The organism is Pandoraea sp. NPDC090278 (assembly GCF_044772185.1).
GTDB lineage: Bacteria > Pseudomonadota > Gammaproteobacteria > Burkholderiales > Burkholderiaceae > Pandoraea.
Map to the genome: position 1 here is coordinate 483,242 of NZ_JBIVYJ010000004.1, position 13,816 is coordinate 497,057.

Here is a 13,816-nt window from a genome sequence, read left to right on the forward strand (position 1 = left end):
TTTGCCTGACGTACCGGCGAAATGAGGGTGTGCTCACATCTATGCAGGAATTGCATAGATGCATGTTTATTCGGCATTGGATTGTTAATCGAGGTTCTTTGTAAAGTGCCAGCCATTCGTGTCGCTGGCGCGGTGTGTGCCGGCGGTGCAGATTGAAGCCGGAGAATCCAACGATGTCTCAAACGTCACATGCCTTGCCCTCTTACCTCGACGCCGAACACCTCGGTCCGTGGGGTAACTACCTCCAACAAGTCGACCGCGTTACCCCCTACCTCGGTTCGCTCTCGCGCTGGGTCGAAACCCTCAAGCGCCCGAAGCGTATTCTCGTGGTCGACTGCCCGATCGAACTCGACAACGGCACCATCGCCCACTTCGAGGGATATCGCGTTCAGCACAACACCTCGCGCGGCCCCGGTAAGGGCGGCGTGCGTTTCCACCAGGACGTAACGCTGTCCGAAGTCATGGCCCTGTCGGCCTGGATGTCGGTCAAGAACGCAGCGGTGAACGTGCCTTACGGCGGCGCCAAGGGCGGTATCCGCGTCGACCCGCGCAAGCTGTCGCGTGGCGAGCTGGAGCGTCTGACGCGTCGCTACACCAGCGAAATCAACATCATCATCGGGCCGACGAAGGACATTCCGGCACCGGACGTCAACACCAATGAGCAGATCATGGCGTGGATGATGGACACCTACTCGATGAACGAGGGTTCCACTGCCACGGGCGTCGTGACCGGCAAGCCGATTTCGCTGGGTGGCTCGCTGGGCCGCCGCGAAGCGACCGGCCGCGGTGTGTTCGTGGTGAGCTGCGAAGCAGCCCGCCGTCTGGGCATGGACGTGCGCGGTGCGCGCGTGATCGTGCAGGGCTTCGGCAACGTGGGCGGTATCGCTGCCCGTCTGTTCCATGAAGCCGGCGCGCATGTCATCGGCGTGCAAGATCACACCGGCACGATCTACAAGTCGGACGGCCTCGATGTGCCGAACCTGCTCAAGCACGTGGCCGAGACCGGCGGCGTGGGTGGCTTCCCGGCCGCAGAAACCATGAAGGACGAGGAATTCTGGTCGATCGACTGCGAATTCCTGATCCCGGCCGCGCTGGAAAACCAGATCACCGAGAAGAACGCCGACCAGATCCGCGCCAAGGTCGTGGTGGAAGGTGCCAACGGCCCGACCACGACGGCTGCGGACGACATCCTGCGTAGCAAGAACATTCTTGTGGTGCCGGACGTGGTCGCCAACGCCGGTGGTGTGACGGTGTCGTACTTCGAATGGGTCCAGGACTTCTCGAGCTTCTTCTGGACCGAGGAAGAGATCAACCAGCGTCTGGAGCGCATCATGCGCGAGGCATTCGACGGCGTGTGGCACGTGGCGCAGGAGCATCAGGTTTCGCTGCGTACAGCGGCATTCATCGTGGCGTGTAGCCGTATTCTGCAAGCGCGTGAAATGCGTGGTCTGTACCCCTGATCGATAGGGTATAGTCCGGCTAAGTAGTAGTACGCATTCGTGCGTAAAAAGGAACGTTCGGGGCGAGTTACGTCAAAAAAGACGCTCGTTCCGAACAATCGAGAATAAAAAAATCGGTAATTGCAGTGCTAAAATGCACTCGTTTTTGCCAAGGAGACCAAGGAATGACCCTCTCGAAAATTGCGTTGGCGATGTGCTGTGTTGGCCTGATGGCAGGTGCTGCTCAGGCTCAGGAAGCTGGTACCCTCAAGAAGATCAAGGACACGGGCATCGTTTCGCTGGGAAACCGCGAATCGTCGATCCCGTTCTCGTTCTATGACAACAACCACAATGTTGTCGGTTATGCCAACGACGTCGCTCAGGCGATCGTTGCTGAAGTCAAGAAAGACCTGAAGCTCGCGAAGCTGGACGTCAAGCAGACGCCGATCACGTCGCAGAACCGCATTCCGCTGGTTCAGAACGGCACGATCGACATCGAGTGCGGTTCGACCACGAACAACGCCGACCGTCAGAAGCAGGCTGCCTTCTCGAACACGTTCTTCATCATCGGCACGCGTCTGCTGACGAAGAATACGTCGGGCGTGAAGGATTTCGCGGACCTGAAGGGCAAGAACGTCGTCACGACGGCAGGTACGACGTCTGAGCGTCTGCTGCGCGAGATGAACCAGAAAGACAACATGGGCATGAACATCATCAGCGCGAAGGATCACGGCGAAGCCGCCATCACGCTGCATCAGGGTCGTGCCGTGGCCTTTATGATGGACGACGCACTGCTCGCAGGCGAACGTGCCAAGTTCAAGGATGCCAAGGACTACAGCATTGTCGGCAAGGCCGCTTCGTACGAAGCCTACGGCTGCATGATGCGCAAGGACGATCCGGCGTTCAAGAAGGTGGTGGACAAGGCTGTCGCCGACTACCAAAAGTCGGGTCAGGCTCAAAAGGACTACGCCAAGTGGTTCCAACAGCCGATTCCGGCACTGGGTGGTGTGAACATGGACTTCGCACCGTCGGCTGAAATGGCTGCCCTGTGGAAGAATCCGAACGACAGCGCTGACGTCAACGCCGCAAAGTAAGCCGCGAGGCTCGCTGATTCACCCGGCGTAAGCAGGTAATTCCGAAGCGGAAGGAGTCAATCCTTCCGCTTCTTTTTAAGCAAGACAAGTAGAAGAGGGGAGATCATGGCTTTCGGTCTCGATTTCAGTTTTTTCTTCCAGCCGGTTGCTACCGGTGAGGACAGCACCTACTTCGGTTGGGTGCTCTCGGGTCTCAAGCTCACGCTTGAGGTCGGCCTCGGCGGCTGGATCATCGCGCTCGTCGTCGGCTCCGTGCTCGGGGTGATGCGCACCGTCCCAAACAAATGGATTTCCGGATTCGCGGCGGCTTACGTCGAACTGTTCCGGAACATCCCGCTGCTCGTGCAGTTGTTCTTTTGGTATTACGTTGCCCCCGACTTCCTGCCGGAAGCGGTTCGCCAATGGCTGTTCTCGCTCAACCCCGCTAACGTCTCGCTGCTCACAGGTGTGATCGGTCTGGGACTGTTCACGGCGGCACGGGTGTGCGAACAGGTGCGCTCCGGTATCAATTCGCTGCCGAAGGGCCAGAAGAATGCCGGTCTCGCGATGGGGCTGACGCTCCCGCAGACCTACCGCTTCGTGTTGCTGCCGGTCGCGTTCCGTGTGGTGATTCCGCCGATTACGTCGGAGTTCGTCAACATCTTCAAGAACTCGGCTGTGATTTCGACGGTGAACCTGCTCGAACTGACGGGCCAGGGCAAGCAGCTTATCGACTACACGGCGCATAGCTACGAGTCGTTCATCGTTATCACGGTGGCTTACATGATCATCAACATCGCGGTGCTGGTGCTCATGCGCTTCATCGAAGCCAAGACCCGCCTGCCGGGCTACATCGGGGGCAAATAATGTTCGAGATCTTTGCATGGGGCGGTGTCGTCGACGCGTGGCCTCTGCTCGTCAAGGGCATGATCACCACGCTGCAGGTGACTGCGCTGGCCGTGGTCGTCGGTATCGTCTGGGGCACGCTGCTCGCGATGATGCGTCTGTCGGGTGTGGCGCCGCTCAAGTGGTTCGCGGATCTGTACGTGAACGTGTTCCGCTCGATTCCGCTGCTGATGGTGCTGCTGTGGTTCTTCCTGATCGTGCCGCAGGTGCTGCGTTCGCTGCTCGACGTGCCGCCGACGTGGGATATCCGGATGGTCTCGGCGCTCGTGGCCTTCTCGCTTTTCGAAGCGGCGTATTATTCGGAAATTATCCGCGCCGGTATTCAGAGCGTGTCGCGTGGTCAGATGTCCGCCGCTTTCGCGCTGGGCATGTCGTACTGGCAGGCGATGGGCCTCGTGGTGCTGCCGCAGGCGTTCCGCAACATGGTGCCGCTGCTGCTCACGCAGGGCATTATTCTGTTCCAGGATACCTCGCTCGTGTACGCGATCGCCCTGTCCGACTTCTTCGGCATGGCGTACTCGGTCGGTCAGCGTGACGGCACGCTGCCTGCCATGATTGTGTTTGCCGGGGCGGTCTACTTTGTGATCTGCTTCACGGTTTCGATGTTGGTTAAACGTCTTCAAAAGAGGTTGGCGAAATGATTACCCTTAAAAACGTCTCCAAGTGGTACGGCCAGTTCCAGGTGCTCACGGACTGCTCCACTGAAGTCAAGAAGGGTGAAGTCGTGGTGGTGTGCGGCCCGTCGGGTTCGGGCAAGTCCACGCTCATCAAGACCGTCAACGGTCTGGAGCCGATCCAGCAAGGCGAGATCATCGTCGATGGTACCTCGGTCGCCGATCCGAAGACGAACCTGGCCAAGCTGCGCTCGCGCGTCGGCATGGTGTTCCAGCACTTCGAACTGTTCCCGCACCTGTCGATCACCGAAAACCTGACGCTCGCACAGGTCAAGGTGCTGGGTCGCAGCAAGGACGCGGCGCGCGACAAGGGCCTCAAGCTGCTTGAGCGCGTGGGTCTGAAGGCGCACGCTCACAAGTTCCCGGGCCAGCTCTCGGGCGGTCAGCAGCAGCGTGTGGCCATCGCCCGTGCCCTGTGCATGGACCCGATCGCCATGCTGTTCGACGAGCCGACCTCGGCGCTCGACCCGGAAATGATTAACGAAGTGCTCGACGTGATGGTCGAACTGGCGCAGGAAGGCATGACCATGATGGTGGTCACGCACGAAATGGGCTTCGCCAAGAAGGTCGCCAACCGCGTGATCTTCATGGATCAGGGCATCATCGTGGAAGACGACCAGAAGGACGAGTTCTTCGCGAATCCGAAGTCGGACCGCGCCAAGGACTTCCTGGCCAAGATCCTTCACTGATCGCCGCCAGCGCAGGAATGAAAAAAGCGTGCCTTCGGGCACGCTTTTTTTTATGGGCATCGACGCGAGAGACACTTCGCGTCGCGAGGTCGCCCGCCGTCACTCGATTACTGGCAGGCCGTGTTTTGCGCGTTGCGCAGACGGACCGCTTCCGGAATCGGCACCACGGTGCGCAGCGTCGGCGCGCCTTTCTCGAACAGAATGAGTTCGCCCGGCTCGAAGGTCGTCCAGACTTCGTTGTCGGTGAGTGGCGCCGTCGCGATCACCGCGACGCGGTCGGCCGGCGTGGTGAACTTGGCGAAATCGATCTCCCAGTCGGCGTCGATCAGGTGCGCCTTGGTGAACGGCCACTGACGGGCGATGAAATGCAGTCGGGTCGAGCAGTGCGCGATCAGGGCCTGACCGTTCGAGAGCACGAAGTTGAACACACCGTGGCGCGTGATCGTGCGCGTGATGTCTTCCACCGCGTGGAACAGTTCGTCGAGCGGCGGTTGCGAGCCGGGGAAGCGCTTGCGCAGGCCCTGCATGATGTCGCAGAAGGCGCGCTCACTGTCCGTCGTCCCCACTGGTTGATAGACGCCCGAGAGAAACGGGTCGTAATCGTGCAGATCACCGTTGTGGGCGAAGATCCAGTGACGTCCCCAAAGCTCGCGCTGGAACGGATGGCAATTCTCCAGTTCGACGATGCCTTGCGTAGCCTTGCGGATGTGCGCGATGACGTTCTTGGACTTGATCGGGTACTTCTTGACCAGTTCGGCGATGGGCGAGTTGGCCGCGGCCTGATGATCGATGAACAGGCGGCAGGCCTTGTCCTCGAAGAACGCGATACCCCAACCGTCGGCATGGTGATCGGTGCCACCCCCACGTGCCGCGAAACCGGTAAATGAGAACGTGATGTCGGTCGGTTCCGCGCAATTCATTGCGAGCAGTTGGCACATGGGACGGGCAAATCGATGATTGGCTGCGCACGTCGTGTCTGAGCGCCGCAACCGTTACAATATGGGGTTACAGAAGCATAGCACCGGCCTCTGTGCACGTACATTCCCGCCCAGGCGGTCCGTCGCGTCGACGCGTCACTTGTTCGCACTTCGCAGCTACGGTCGCATTGGGCTAGACGTCCCTCCTGCCCCCGGAAAACGCCCATGAGCACCGAACTGACTATCACCCGTCCCGATGACTGGCACTTGCACGTACGCGATGGCGACGTGCTCAAGAGCGTGCTGCCCGACAGCGCCCGCCAGTTCGGCCGCGCGATCATCATGCCGAACCTGAAGCCGCCGGTTACCACGACCGAACACGCGGCCGCGTATCGCGAGCGCATTCTCGCCGCACGCCCGGCAGGCAACACGTTCGAGCCGCTCATGACGCTGTACCTCACCGACAACACGCCGGGCGAAGAGATCCGCCGCGCAAAGGCGTCGGGTTTCGTCCACGGGGTGAAGCTGTATCCGGCCGGTGCCACGACGAACTCGGACGCCGGCGTGACCGATCTGGCCAAGTGCCGTGGTGCGCTCGAAGCCATGCAAGAAGTCGGCATGCCGCTGCTCGTGCACGGTGAAGTGACGAGTTCGGACATCGACATCTTCGATCGTGAAAAGGTGTTCATCGACAAGGTGATGTCGCCGCTGCGTCGCGATTTCCCAGGGCTGAAGGTCGTTTTCGAGCACATCACGACGCAAGACGCCGCCGAATACGTCGCGTCGGCCGAAGGCCCGATCGCCGCCACGATCACCCCGCACCACCTGCTGTACAACCGTAACGCCATCTTCACCGGCGGTATTCGTCCGCACTATTACTGCCTGCCGGTGCTCAAGCGCGAGACGCATCGCGAAGCCCTCGTGAAGGCCGCCACGTCGGGTAGCCCGCGCTTTTTCCTCGGTACCGACAGCGCGCCGCACGCCCGTGGCGTGAAGGAAGCCGCCTGCGGCTGCGCCGGTTGCTACACGGCACTGCATGCAGTGGAGCTGTACGCCGAGGCGTTCGACAAGGCAGGCGCGCTCGATAAGTTGGAAGCGTTCGCGAGCTTCTACGGCCCGGACTTCTACGAACTGCCGCGCAACGCAGACAAGGTCACGCTGGTGCGCGAAGACTGGACGCTGCCTGCGGAACTGCCGATGGGCGACCAGACCGTCGTGCCGCTGCGTGGCGGTGAAGTCATCGGCTGGAAGTTCAAGGGCTGAGGTTGGGCGTCGGCTTGCTGTCGTTTCGATGATGTCGAGGCATGAACGCGTGTCGTCGAGTTCGCTAACGTCGTTGAATTCGGCGGGAGCATCCGAATTGCCGGAGATCGACTGGCGTGCGCCGTGGTTTAGCGCCGTGGCGGCGCCGGGTCAGGCGGTGCTAGCCGATGACGACTGGCGGGGTGCGCTGTCGTCGCTGGCCGCGGACGCTGGACTGGTCAGCGGGCAGGGACGGGCGCTTCGCTTCGTCGCGCAGGACGATCTGCCCGTCGGTGTCGCCTATGAGGCGTTCATTGCGTCCACCGGGGGCGTGCCCACCCGTCGGAATCTCCACGACTTCTTCAACGCGCTGATCTGGCTGACGTTTCCGCGCGGCAAGGCGGCGCTCAATGCGCGTCAGGCGTCGGCCATTGCGGCTGACGGTGTGCAATCCACCCGAGGCGCGACACGCGACGCCGCAACGCTGTTCGACGAGAATGCCGTCGTTTTTGCTTGCAGCGATGCCACGCTCGGTGCGGCATTGCGGGCGTTCGACTGGCAGACGTTGTTCGTGGCGCGTCGTGCCGACTGGGGGCGCGCCTGCGAAGTGCAGCCGTTCGGCCATGCCTTGCTGGAAAAGCTCGTCACGCCCTACAAGTCGGTGACCGCGCACGCGTGGATCGTCGACGTTCCTCGGACTTACTTCGAATGGCCGGACGCGCGGCGGCGTGAATGGCTGGACACGCAGATCGCCCCGAGGCTCGCATCCGTCTCCCTCACCCCCCGTGATTTTTCGCCGCTGCCGGTACTGGGCATCCCGGGGTGGTGGCCCGCGAACGACGATCCGGCGTTTTATCGGGACGTGTCCGTCTTCCGCCCTGGGCGCCGGGAGCGGGCGCCAGGTCCGGGAAAGCCCCTGCGTCGATATGACACCCCGTGATACACTTCGGCCCGCAGAGTCGGCCAGACAATCGCCGCCTCCTTTCGGGGAGGGGGAGGAAAGTCCGGACTCCATAGGGCAGGGTGATGGCTAACGGCCATCCGTCGCGAGACGCGGAACAGGGCAACAGAGAACAGACCGCCGATGGCCTCTGGCGCAAGTCAGGGGATCAGGTAAGGGTGAAACGGTGCGGTAAGAGCGCACCGCGGCGTGCGGCAACGCACACGGCACGGTAACCTCCACCCGGAGCAATTCCAAATAGGCAGGTGAGCGGCATGCGCCTCGCGCGCGTGTCGGCAACGGGGCCCCCGGGAGCCTGCGGGTAGGAAGCTTGAGCGGCGCAGTGATGCGTCGCCTAGAGGAATGATTGTCAGGCGCGGCGCGAGTCGCGTTCACAGAATCCGGCTTACCGGCTGGCTCTGCATCCCAATACAATGCAAAAGGCTCCTCTGAGGGAGCCTTTTGTGTTTCTGCGCGTGCCACCGCCGCGAGTGCCGCGTCGGCGACGACAGTCGCTATCAGCCTTCCACGATCTCGACGCTGTGCGTGAGCTCTGCCGTCTTCGCGAGCATGATCGACGCCGAGCAGTACTTGTCGTGCGAGAGCGTCACCGCGCGCTCCACGGCGCTCGGGTTCAGATTGCGACCCGTCACGGTGAAGTGGAAGTGGATCTTCGTGAAGACCTTGGGATCTTCGCTGGCGCGCTCGGCCTTGAGCGTCACGCTGCAATCCTTCACGTCCGCGCGGCTCTTCTTGAGGATCATCACCACGTCGTACGCCGTGCATCCGCCGGTGCCGACCAGCACCATCTCCATCGGACGCGGCGCGAGATTGTTGCCGCCGCCTTCCGGTGCGCCGTCCATCGCGACAATGTGTCCGCTGCCCGTCTGTGCGACGAAGGACATGCCGCCCGGGCCCATCCAGCTAACCTTGCATTCCATATTTCGAAACCCCGATATCCCATTCAAGCAAAAATTGTAGCGGCTTCCGAGAACCTGCGTACGACGCCGCCTCAAACCTGTATGACCGCAAATCGTGCCTCAGGTTGTTGCATCGCAATATTGGCGCTTTTTTGATCGGGTTTTGAGGGGGATAAACCCTAAATTTAGGTTTTGCCCTCTAGAGGATGACGCTGCGGAGGATGCTTGAAAGTTTTATCTAACTGATTTTCAATGAGTTTTTGTGATGATGCTTGTTTTTTGTGCGTTTCACATTATGGTTTTGCATTTCGAACTATAAATTTTCTTGCGTTGCACCATCCCGTTTGCTAGACTGCAGTCATTGGTTGTTGTGCTTCACAGCAACGCTGCAAGTGTCTCCTCCACCCTCCTCCTTTGGTGGATTTAACCCGGACCCATTGAGGTTCGGGTTTTTTTTTGTGCCGCCGGAAACGCCGTTTACCGGAGAGGCGATTTTTCTGTATAATCAACGGCTTTTCCGGAAATGCCCACGGAAAAAGCATCAGGGAGAGCCTGCAAGCACAGGACTGCGCCATGTGACCTCGAGTCGCAAGGACGTGGCCGGCAGACAAGCAGGAAGTTGGTGTTAATGGGGCAAACGCATTTTATTTGGATCGATCATGAAGACGTTTTCCGCTAAGCCGGCAGAGGTGACGCGCGAATGGTTTGTGATTGACGCGACGGACAAAGTCCTCGGCCGTGTCGCCAGCGAAGTGGCACGCCGTCTGCGCGGCAAGCACAAACCTGAATTTACGCCGCACGTTGACACGGGTGATTACATCATCATCGTCAATGCTGCCAAGCTGAAAGTTACGGGCGCAAAGCAAACTGACAAGAAGTACTACCGTCACACCGGTTACCCGGGCGGTATCTACGAAACCACGTTCGGCAAGATGCAAGAGCGCTTCCCGGGCCGTGCGCTCGAGAAGGCCGTGAAGGGCATGCTGCCGAAGGGTCCGCTGGGCTACGCGATGATCAAGAAGCTGAAGGTTTACGCCGACGGCAACCATCCGCACGAAGCGCAGCAACCGAAGTCGCTCGAGATCTAAGGGCCAGCCATGTTCAAAAACGATTGGAATTACGGCACCGGCCGTCGCAAGAGCGCAGTGGCTCGTGTGTTCATCAAGGCTGGCAAGGGCGATATCATCGTCAATGGCAAGCCGATCAAAGAGTACTTTGCTCGTGAAACGTCGCTGATGATCGTTCGTCAGCCGCTCGAGCTGACCAACCACGGCGAAACGTTCGACATCAAAGTCAACGTCTCGGGCGGCGGTGAAACGGGTCAGGCTGGTGCGGTTCGTCACGGTATCACCCGCGCACTGATCGACTACGACGCGACGCTCAAGCCGACGCTGTCGACCGCAGGCTTCGTTACGCGCGATGCCCGTGAAGTCGAACGTAAGAAGGTTGGCTTCCACAAAGCCCGCCGTCGCAAGCAATTCTCGAAGCGTTAATCGCCACGAGTGCTTGTGGGCATCCGCTTCGGTGGATGCAAGAAAAGGCCGCCTCGCGCGGCCTTTTTCTTTTGGCGACGCGAGAGATGCGAGGGACGTTACCGTCCCACAAGTGTCGTCGAAGCTTGATAGAATCGCGGTTCCGATTGAAAGGGGTAGGACATGGTCAAGGTAGGTATCGTAGGCGGCACCGGCTATACCGGTGTGGAGCTGCTCCGTTTGCTGGCGCAGCACCCGGAAGTGAAGTTGACGGCGATTACCTCGCGCAAGGAAGCGGGTACGCCGGTCGCCGATATGTATCCGAACCTGCGAGGCCGTGTCGACCTGGCATTTTGCACGCCTGACGACGCACGTCTGACGGATTGCGATGTGGTGTTCTTTGCGACGCCGCACGGTGTGGCAATGGCGCAGGCGCGCGAGTTGCTGGCCGCCGGTGTGCGTGTGATCGACCTGGCGGCGGACTTCCGCCTGAAGGACACCGCCACGTTCGAAAAGTGGTATGGCATGCCGCATTCGTGCCCGGACATCCTCGAAGAAGCCGTCTACGGCCTGCCCGAGATCAACCGCGACAAGATCAAGAGCGCGCGCGTGATCGGCCTGCCGGGCTGCTATCCGACGTCCGTGCAGCTGGGCTACGCACCGCTGTTCGCCAGTGGCCGCAAGCTGGTCGACCCGAAGCATCTGATCGCCGACGCCAAGTCGGGCGCGAGCGGCGCGGGTCGTAAGGGCGAAACGTCGCTCATCCTCGCGGAAACAGCTGACAACTTCAAGGCTTATGGCGTGAAGGGTCACCGTCACCACCCGGAAATCAAGCAGGGTCTCGAAGCGATTGCCGGTTACGACGTGGGTCTGACGTTCGTGCCGCATCTGTTGCCGACGATTCGTGGCATCCATTCGACGCTGTACGCGACGATCCTGCCCGAAGCGCGCGACACCGACTTCCAGGCGCTGTTCGAAACGCATTACGCTGGCGAGCCGTTCGTGGACGTGCTGCCGGCCGGCTCGATGCCGGAAACGCGCTGGGTTCGTGCGTCGAACTATGTGCGCATGGCTGTGCACCGTCCGAACGATGGCGACACGCTGGTGATCCTCGTCGTCGAGGACAATCTGGTCAAGGGCGCGTCCGGTCAGGGCGTGCAATGTATGAACCTGATGTTCGGCCTGCCGGAGAACATGGGCCTGACCCATATTCCCGTACTGCCGTAACGGTATTTATCGTCACTAAGCTCTTGATTTTCCGGCGTTCGGCACGATTTGGGGAATAGGGCTAGAATGACACCAAACCGATTTATGGAGATTTGCGATGAGCGCACTGCTTGAGGACGCCGTCACGGAAATGCCCGCATTCCTGGTCTTTACCGACAGCGCTGCGGACAAGGTCAAGCAACTGATCGACGAAGAAGGCAACCCGGACCTGAAACTGCGCGTTTTCGTGCAAGGTGGCGGTTGCTCGGGCTTCCAGTATGGTTTCACCTTCGACGAAGATGTTAACGAAGACGATACCGTGCTCGACAAGAACGGCGTATCGCTGCTGATCGATTCGATGAGCTATCAATACCTCGTCGGCGCCGAGATTGACTACAAGGAAGACATCAACGGCGCGCAGTTCGTGATCAAGAACCCGAACGCATCCACGACGTGTGGCTGCGGTTCCTCGTTCTCGGTCTGAGCGACGCGTCGACTGCGAATCGACAAGACGGCTGAACGTCGTACCGTCGACCGTGGTCAGTGAGAAAGCCCCCTGAGAAGGGGGCTTTTTTTGTGCCCTGAGGAGCGGGCGTTGTCGGCCCGTACGTCGTCATGCGGACCGATCCAGCGCTTGAAACAGGTCTTCCGTCAGATCGTCGATGTGTTCGATGCCGACAGCGTAGCGGATCAGATCGCCGGGAATGTCGTTGCCGTCGGCGCACTGCGTTCTCGTACCACCCCACATCGTGGCGACATGGATCGCCAGCGAATTGACGCCGCCCAGACTCCCGGCCATTTGCGGAATCCGCAGGTTGGCGACTACGCGTCTGGCCGCACCGTCGCCCGCCTTGACGCGAAACGTCAGCACGCCACCAAATCCCCGCATCTGCCGACAGGCCAGATCGAATTGCGGATGACAGTCCAGTCCCGGATAGACGACGCCGCCAACGCGTGGATGCTCGGAAAGCCTGCGGGCCAGTGACAGTGCATTCTGATTGACCTGCGCCATTCGCAGCGGAAACGTCCGGACGCCGCGCAGCAGCAGCCACGCATCCATCGGGGAGAGCACCGATCCCACCGTGACATGCGTGTGCCAGATGCGCTCTGCCAGTGCATGACTCGTGCAAATGACGCCGCCGGTCAGGTCGTGATGCCCGCCGAGATACTTGGTGGCGCTGTGCACAACGATATCGACGCCCAGCGCGTGAGGTTGCTGATTTGCGGGCGAAGCAAAGGTGTTATCGGCGAGGGTGAGAATGCCGTGCGCCTTTGCCGTTTGGGCAACGCTCGCGATATCCGTCAATTCGAGCAATGGATTCGCGGGAGACTCGAGCACGATGACTTTCGTATTCTTTCGTATCGCCCGAGCGAAGGCCTGCGTGTCTGTCTGGTCGACGAGCGAGAGTTCGACACCAAACCGGGTCAACATGTCGTCCAGCAGATTGGCGGTACTCATGTAGTGCCGCCGTTGGGCGATCACATGGTCCCCGGCGCTGAGCAGGGCGAGTAGCGTCGTTGTCAGTGCCCCCATGCCGGAGCCGGTCACTAGCGCTGTTTCTGTGCCTTCAAGGGTGGCCATCACGGCTTTGACCCGTTCGTGCACGGGATTACCGTAGCGCGTGTAATTCCTGGCGTGCTGCGGCACCGTCGACATCTCGGCAAAGTCCCGTTCGTCTGACGCAGCGAAAACAGCGCTGTAGTGGATTGCGGGGGCGACGCCCCTCTCGTGTTCGTTGCCCGAGACGCCGCGGTCGCCAAGAATGGACGCCGTCTCAATGTGACGCATATCGGACCGTCCTAGGACTTGGCAGTGAGTGTCTTCCTGCCGGCGCTGACCTCGGCGAGGTACGCCATCCCCTCGCGATTGGGCAGTTCCCTGAACCCGGTAATCCACCTGCGGCAACCGTCTGAACCGCATCCGCACTTGAACTGCCGAGCCAGCACATCCTCGGTGGACGCATAGTCCATGGTGAGAAATTCCCCGGCTTCGATGTCGCGCAAGGCGAAAATCTCGAGACGCTTCATGTCCACCATCAACGAGGGCGAGCAGGAATGCAGCAGCATGCCGGAGAAGTGCGGATCGTAAAGATGCGTCGTCTCATTCACCTGCAACGTATGCAACTTACGCTGGCTGCTGAGCAGCCCCGTGATGCGGCTGACAAGTTGACCCCGAATGAACGGAACCAGCGTCCGAACACCTTGACCCTCCCCGTCACTATGTCGGCAGACTTCGAACTTCTTGGGGGACGGATAAGCGTCTTCCAGTGTTTCGAACAGATAAGAAAAATGCACTTTTCCCATGATGAATGCCCCTCTGAGATACGTCTGAAGAAGC

The 13,816-nt window shown here is 60.3% G+C and carries 15 protein-coding genes and 1 other RNA gene; 12 read left to right on the forward strand and 4 right to left on the reverse strand.

Annotated elements, in window-relative coordinates; all coding sequences use genetic code 11:
* The first annotated feature begins 173 nt into the window (after nt 1–173).
* From ACIQWO_RS17235 to ACIQWO_RS17255, 5 genes are all read left to right on the forward strand, one after another.
* On the forward strand, nt 174–1,460 hold the full coding sequence (locus tag ACIQWO_RS17235) for a Glu/Leu/Phe/Val dehydrogenase (RefSeq protein WP_150575657.1): 1,287 nt from the start codon (nt 174–176) through the stop codon (nt 1,458–1,460).
* Nucleotides 1,461–1,624: 164 nt separating this feature from the next.
* Nucleotides 1,625–2,533, forward strand: a complete 909-nt coding sequence (locus tag ACIQWO_RS17240) for a glutamate/aspartate ABC transporter substrate-binding protein (protein WP_402826487.1) — start codon at nt 1,625–1,627, stop codon at nt 2,531–2,533.
* A gap of 105 nt (nt 2,534–2,638) precedes the next feature.
* Entirely contained in the window at nt 2,639–3,379 is a 741-nt protein-coding gene (locus tag ACIQWO_RS17245) for an amino acid ABC transporter permease (protein ID WP_150575659.1), read from the forward strand.
* Nucleotides 3,379–4,059 (forward strand): glutamate/aspartate ABC transporter permease GltK, encoded by a 681-nt coding sequence (gltK, locus tag ACIQWO_RS17250; RefSeq protein ID WP_402826491.1) that lies wholly within the window; start codon nt 3,379–3,381, stop codon nt 4,057–4,059. Before ACIQWO_RS17245 ends, gltK begins: the two co-directional genes overlap by 1 nt.
* Nucleotides 4,056–4,781, forward strand: a complete 726-nt coding sequence (locus ACIQWO_RS17255) for an amino acid ABC transporter ATP-binding protein (protein WP_069340032.1) — start codon at nt 4,056–4,058, stop codon at nt 4,779–4,781. The genes gltK and ACIQWO_RS17255 overlap by 4 nt, the downstream gene beginning before the upstream one ends.
* A 107-nt stretch (nt 4,782–4,888) precedes the next feature.
* Here the strand turns inward: ACIQWO_RS17255 and ACIQWO_RS17260 are convergent, their stop codons facing one another.
* Nucleotides 4,889–5,719 carry a class II glutamine amidotransferase gene (locus ACIQWO_RS17260; protein ID WP_039396153.1) on the reverse strand — a complete coding sequence of 277 codons (831 nt, stop codon included), beginning with the start codon at nt 5,717–5,719 and terminating at the stop codon, nt 4,889–4,891.
* Nucleotides 5,720–5,923: 204 nt separating this feature from the next.
* Here ACIQWO_RS17260 and pyrC point away from each other — a divergent pair, with 204 nt between their 5' ends.
* The 3 genes from pyrC to rnpB all read left to right on the forward strand — a co-directional run bounded on the left by pyrC (nt 5,924) and on the right by rnpB (nt 8,305).
* Nucleotides 5,924–6,961, forward strand: coding sequence for a dihydroorotase (gene pyrC / locus ACIQWO_RS17265; protein ID WP_402826498.1), 1,038 nt, complete (start codon nt 5,924–5,926; stop codon nt 6,959–6,961).
* A gap of 97 nt (nt 6,962–7,058) precedes the next feature.
* The gene (locus ACIQWO_RS17270; RefSeq protein WP_402826501.1) at nt 7,059–7,880 is read left to right on the forward strand and encodes a DUF3025 domain-containing protein; all 822 of its coding nucleotides are present in this window, start codon (nt 7,059–7,061) and stop codon (nt 7,878–7,880) included.
* A 15-nt stretch (nt 7,881–7,895) separates the two neighbouring features.
* Nucleotides 7,896–8,305, forward strand: an RNA gene (rnpB, locus tag ACIQWO_RS17275) — RNase P RNA component class A.
* A 93-nt stretch (nt 8,306–8,398) separates the two neighbouring features.
* Here rnpB and ACIQWO_RS17280 read toward each other — a convergent pair.
* Nucleotides 8,399–8,821, reverse strand: coding sequence for an OsmC family protein (locus ACIQWO_RS17280; protein ID WP_039396159.1), 423 nt, complete (start codon nt 8,819–8,821; stop codon nt 8,399–8,401).
* A 638-nt stretch (nt 8,822–9,459) separates the two neighbouring features.
* On the opposite strand from ACIQWO_RS17280, the gene rplM reads away from it, so the two are divergent.
* The 4 genes from rplM (at nt 9,460) to erpA (ending at nt 11,962) form a co-directional block, all read left to right on the forward strand.
* Complete coding sequence (gene rplM, locus ACIQWO_RS17285) at nt 9,460–9,888, forward strand: 50S ribosomal protein L13 (RefSeq protein WP_010805091.1); 429 nt, start codon at nt 9,460–9,462, stop codon at nt 9,886–9,888.
* Nucleotides 9,889–9,897: 9 nt separating this feature from the next.
* Nucleotides 9,898–10,293 carry a 30S ribosomal protein S9 gene (gene rpsI / locus ACIQWO_RS17290; RefSeq protein ID WP_039396162.1) on the forward strand — a complete coding sequence of 132 codons (396 nt, stop codon included), beginning with the start codon at nt 9,898–9,900 and terminating at the stop codon, nt 10,291–10,293.
* Nucleotides 10,294–10,455: 162 nt separating this feature from the next.
* Nucleotides 10,456–11,499 (forward strand): N-acetyl-gamma-glutamyl-phosphate reductase, encoded by a 1,044-nt coding sequence (argC, locus tag ACIQWO_RS17295; RefSeq protein WP_402826506.1) that lies wholly within the window; start codon nt 10,456–10,458, stop codon nt 11,497–11,499.
* A gap of 97 nt (nt 11,500–11,596) precedes the next feature.
* The gene (gene erpA, locus ACIQWO_RS17300) at nt 11,597–11,962 is read left to right on the forward strand and encodes an iron-sulfur cluster insertion protein ErpA (RefSeq protein ID WP_039396169.1); all 366 of its coding nucleotides are present in this window, start codon (nt 11,597–11,599) and stop codon (nt 11,960–11,962) included.
* Nucleotides 11,963–12,091: 129 nt separating this feature from the next.
* Here the strand turns inward: erpA and ACIQWO_RS17305 are convergent, their stop codons facing one another.
* Both ACIQWO_RS17305 and ACIQWO_RS17310 read right to left on the reverse strand, forming a co-directional pair.
* A complete protein-coding gene (locus ACIQWO_RS17305) occupies nt 12,092–13,267 on the reverse strand; it encodes a trans-sulfuration enzyme family protein (protein ID WP_402826509.1) in 1,176 nt (391 codons plus the stop codon).
* A gap of 11 nt (nt 13,268–13,278) precedes the next feature.
* Nucleotides 13,279–13,782 carry an SET domain-containing protein-lysine N-methyltransferase gene (locus ACIQWO_RS17310; protein WP_402826512.1) on the reverse strand — a complete coding sequence of 168 codons (504 nt, stop codon included), beginning with the start codon at nt 13,780–13,782 and terminating at the stop codon, nt 13,279–13,281.
* Nucleotides 13,783–13,816: the final 34 nt, after the last annotated feature.

Bases quoted from the DNA above. Each gene is read 5' to 3' on its own strand.
- ACIQWO_RS17260 (WP_039396153.1), bottom strand. From the start codon at position 5,719: ATGTGCCAACTGCTCGCAATGAATTGCGCGGAACCGACCGACATCACG.
- rpsI (WP_039396162.1), top strand. From the start codon at position 9,898: ATGTTCAAAAACGATTGGAATTACGGCACCGGCCGTCGCAAGAGCGCA.
- argC (WP_402826506.1), top strand. From the start codon at position 10,456: ATGGTCAAGGTAGGTATCGTAGGCGGCACCGGCTATACCGGTGTGGAG.
- ACIQWO_RS17305 (WP_402826509.1), bottom strand. From the start codon at position 13,267: ATGCGTCACATTGAGACGGCGTCCATTCTTGGCGACCGCGGCGTCTCG.
- ACIQWO_RS17245 (WP_150575659.1), top strand. From the start codon at position 2,639: ATGGCTTTCGGTCTCGATTTCAGTTTTTTCTTCCAGCCGGTTGCTACC.
- ACIQWO_RS17255 (WP_069340032.1), top strand. From the start codon at position 4,056: ATGATTACCCTTAAAAACGTCTCCAAGTGGTACGGCCAGTTCCAGGTG.
- gltK (WP_402826491.1), top strand. From the start codon at position 3,379: ATGTTCGAGATCTTTGCATGGGGCGGTGTCGTCGACGCGTGGCCTCTG.
- ACIQWO_RS17280 (WP_039396159.1), bottom strand. From the start codon at position 8,821: ATGGAATGCAAGGTTAGCTGGATGGGCCCGGGCGGCATGTCCTTCGTC.
- ACIQWO_RS17310 (WP_402826512.1), bottom strand. From the start codon at position 13,782: ATGGGAAAAGTGCATTTTTCTTATCTGTTCGAAACACTGGAAGACGCT.
- rplM (WP_010805091.1), top strand. From the start codon at position 9,460: ATGAAGACGTTTTCCGCTAAGCCGGCAGAGGTGACGCGCGAATGGTTT.
- ACIQWO_RS17235 (WP_150575657.1), top strand. From the start codon at position 174: ATGTCTCAAACGTCACATGCCTTGCCCTCTTACCTCGACGCCGAACAC.
- pyrC (WP_402826498.1), top strand. From the start codon at position 5,924: ATGAGCACCGAACTGACTATCACCCGTCCCGATGACTGGCACTTGCAC.
- ACIQWO_RS17240 (WP_402826487.1), top strand. From the start codon at position 1,625: ATGACCCTCTCGAAAATTGCGTTGGCGATGTGCTGTGTTGGCCTGATG.
- erpA (WP_039396169.1), top strand. From the start codon at position 11,597: ATGAGCGCACTGCTTGAGGACGCCGTCACGGAAATGCCCGCATTCCTG.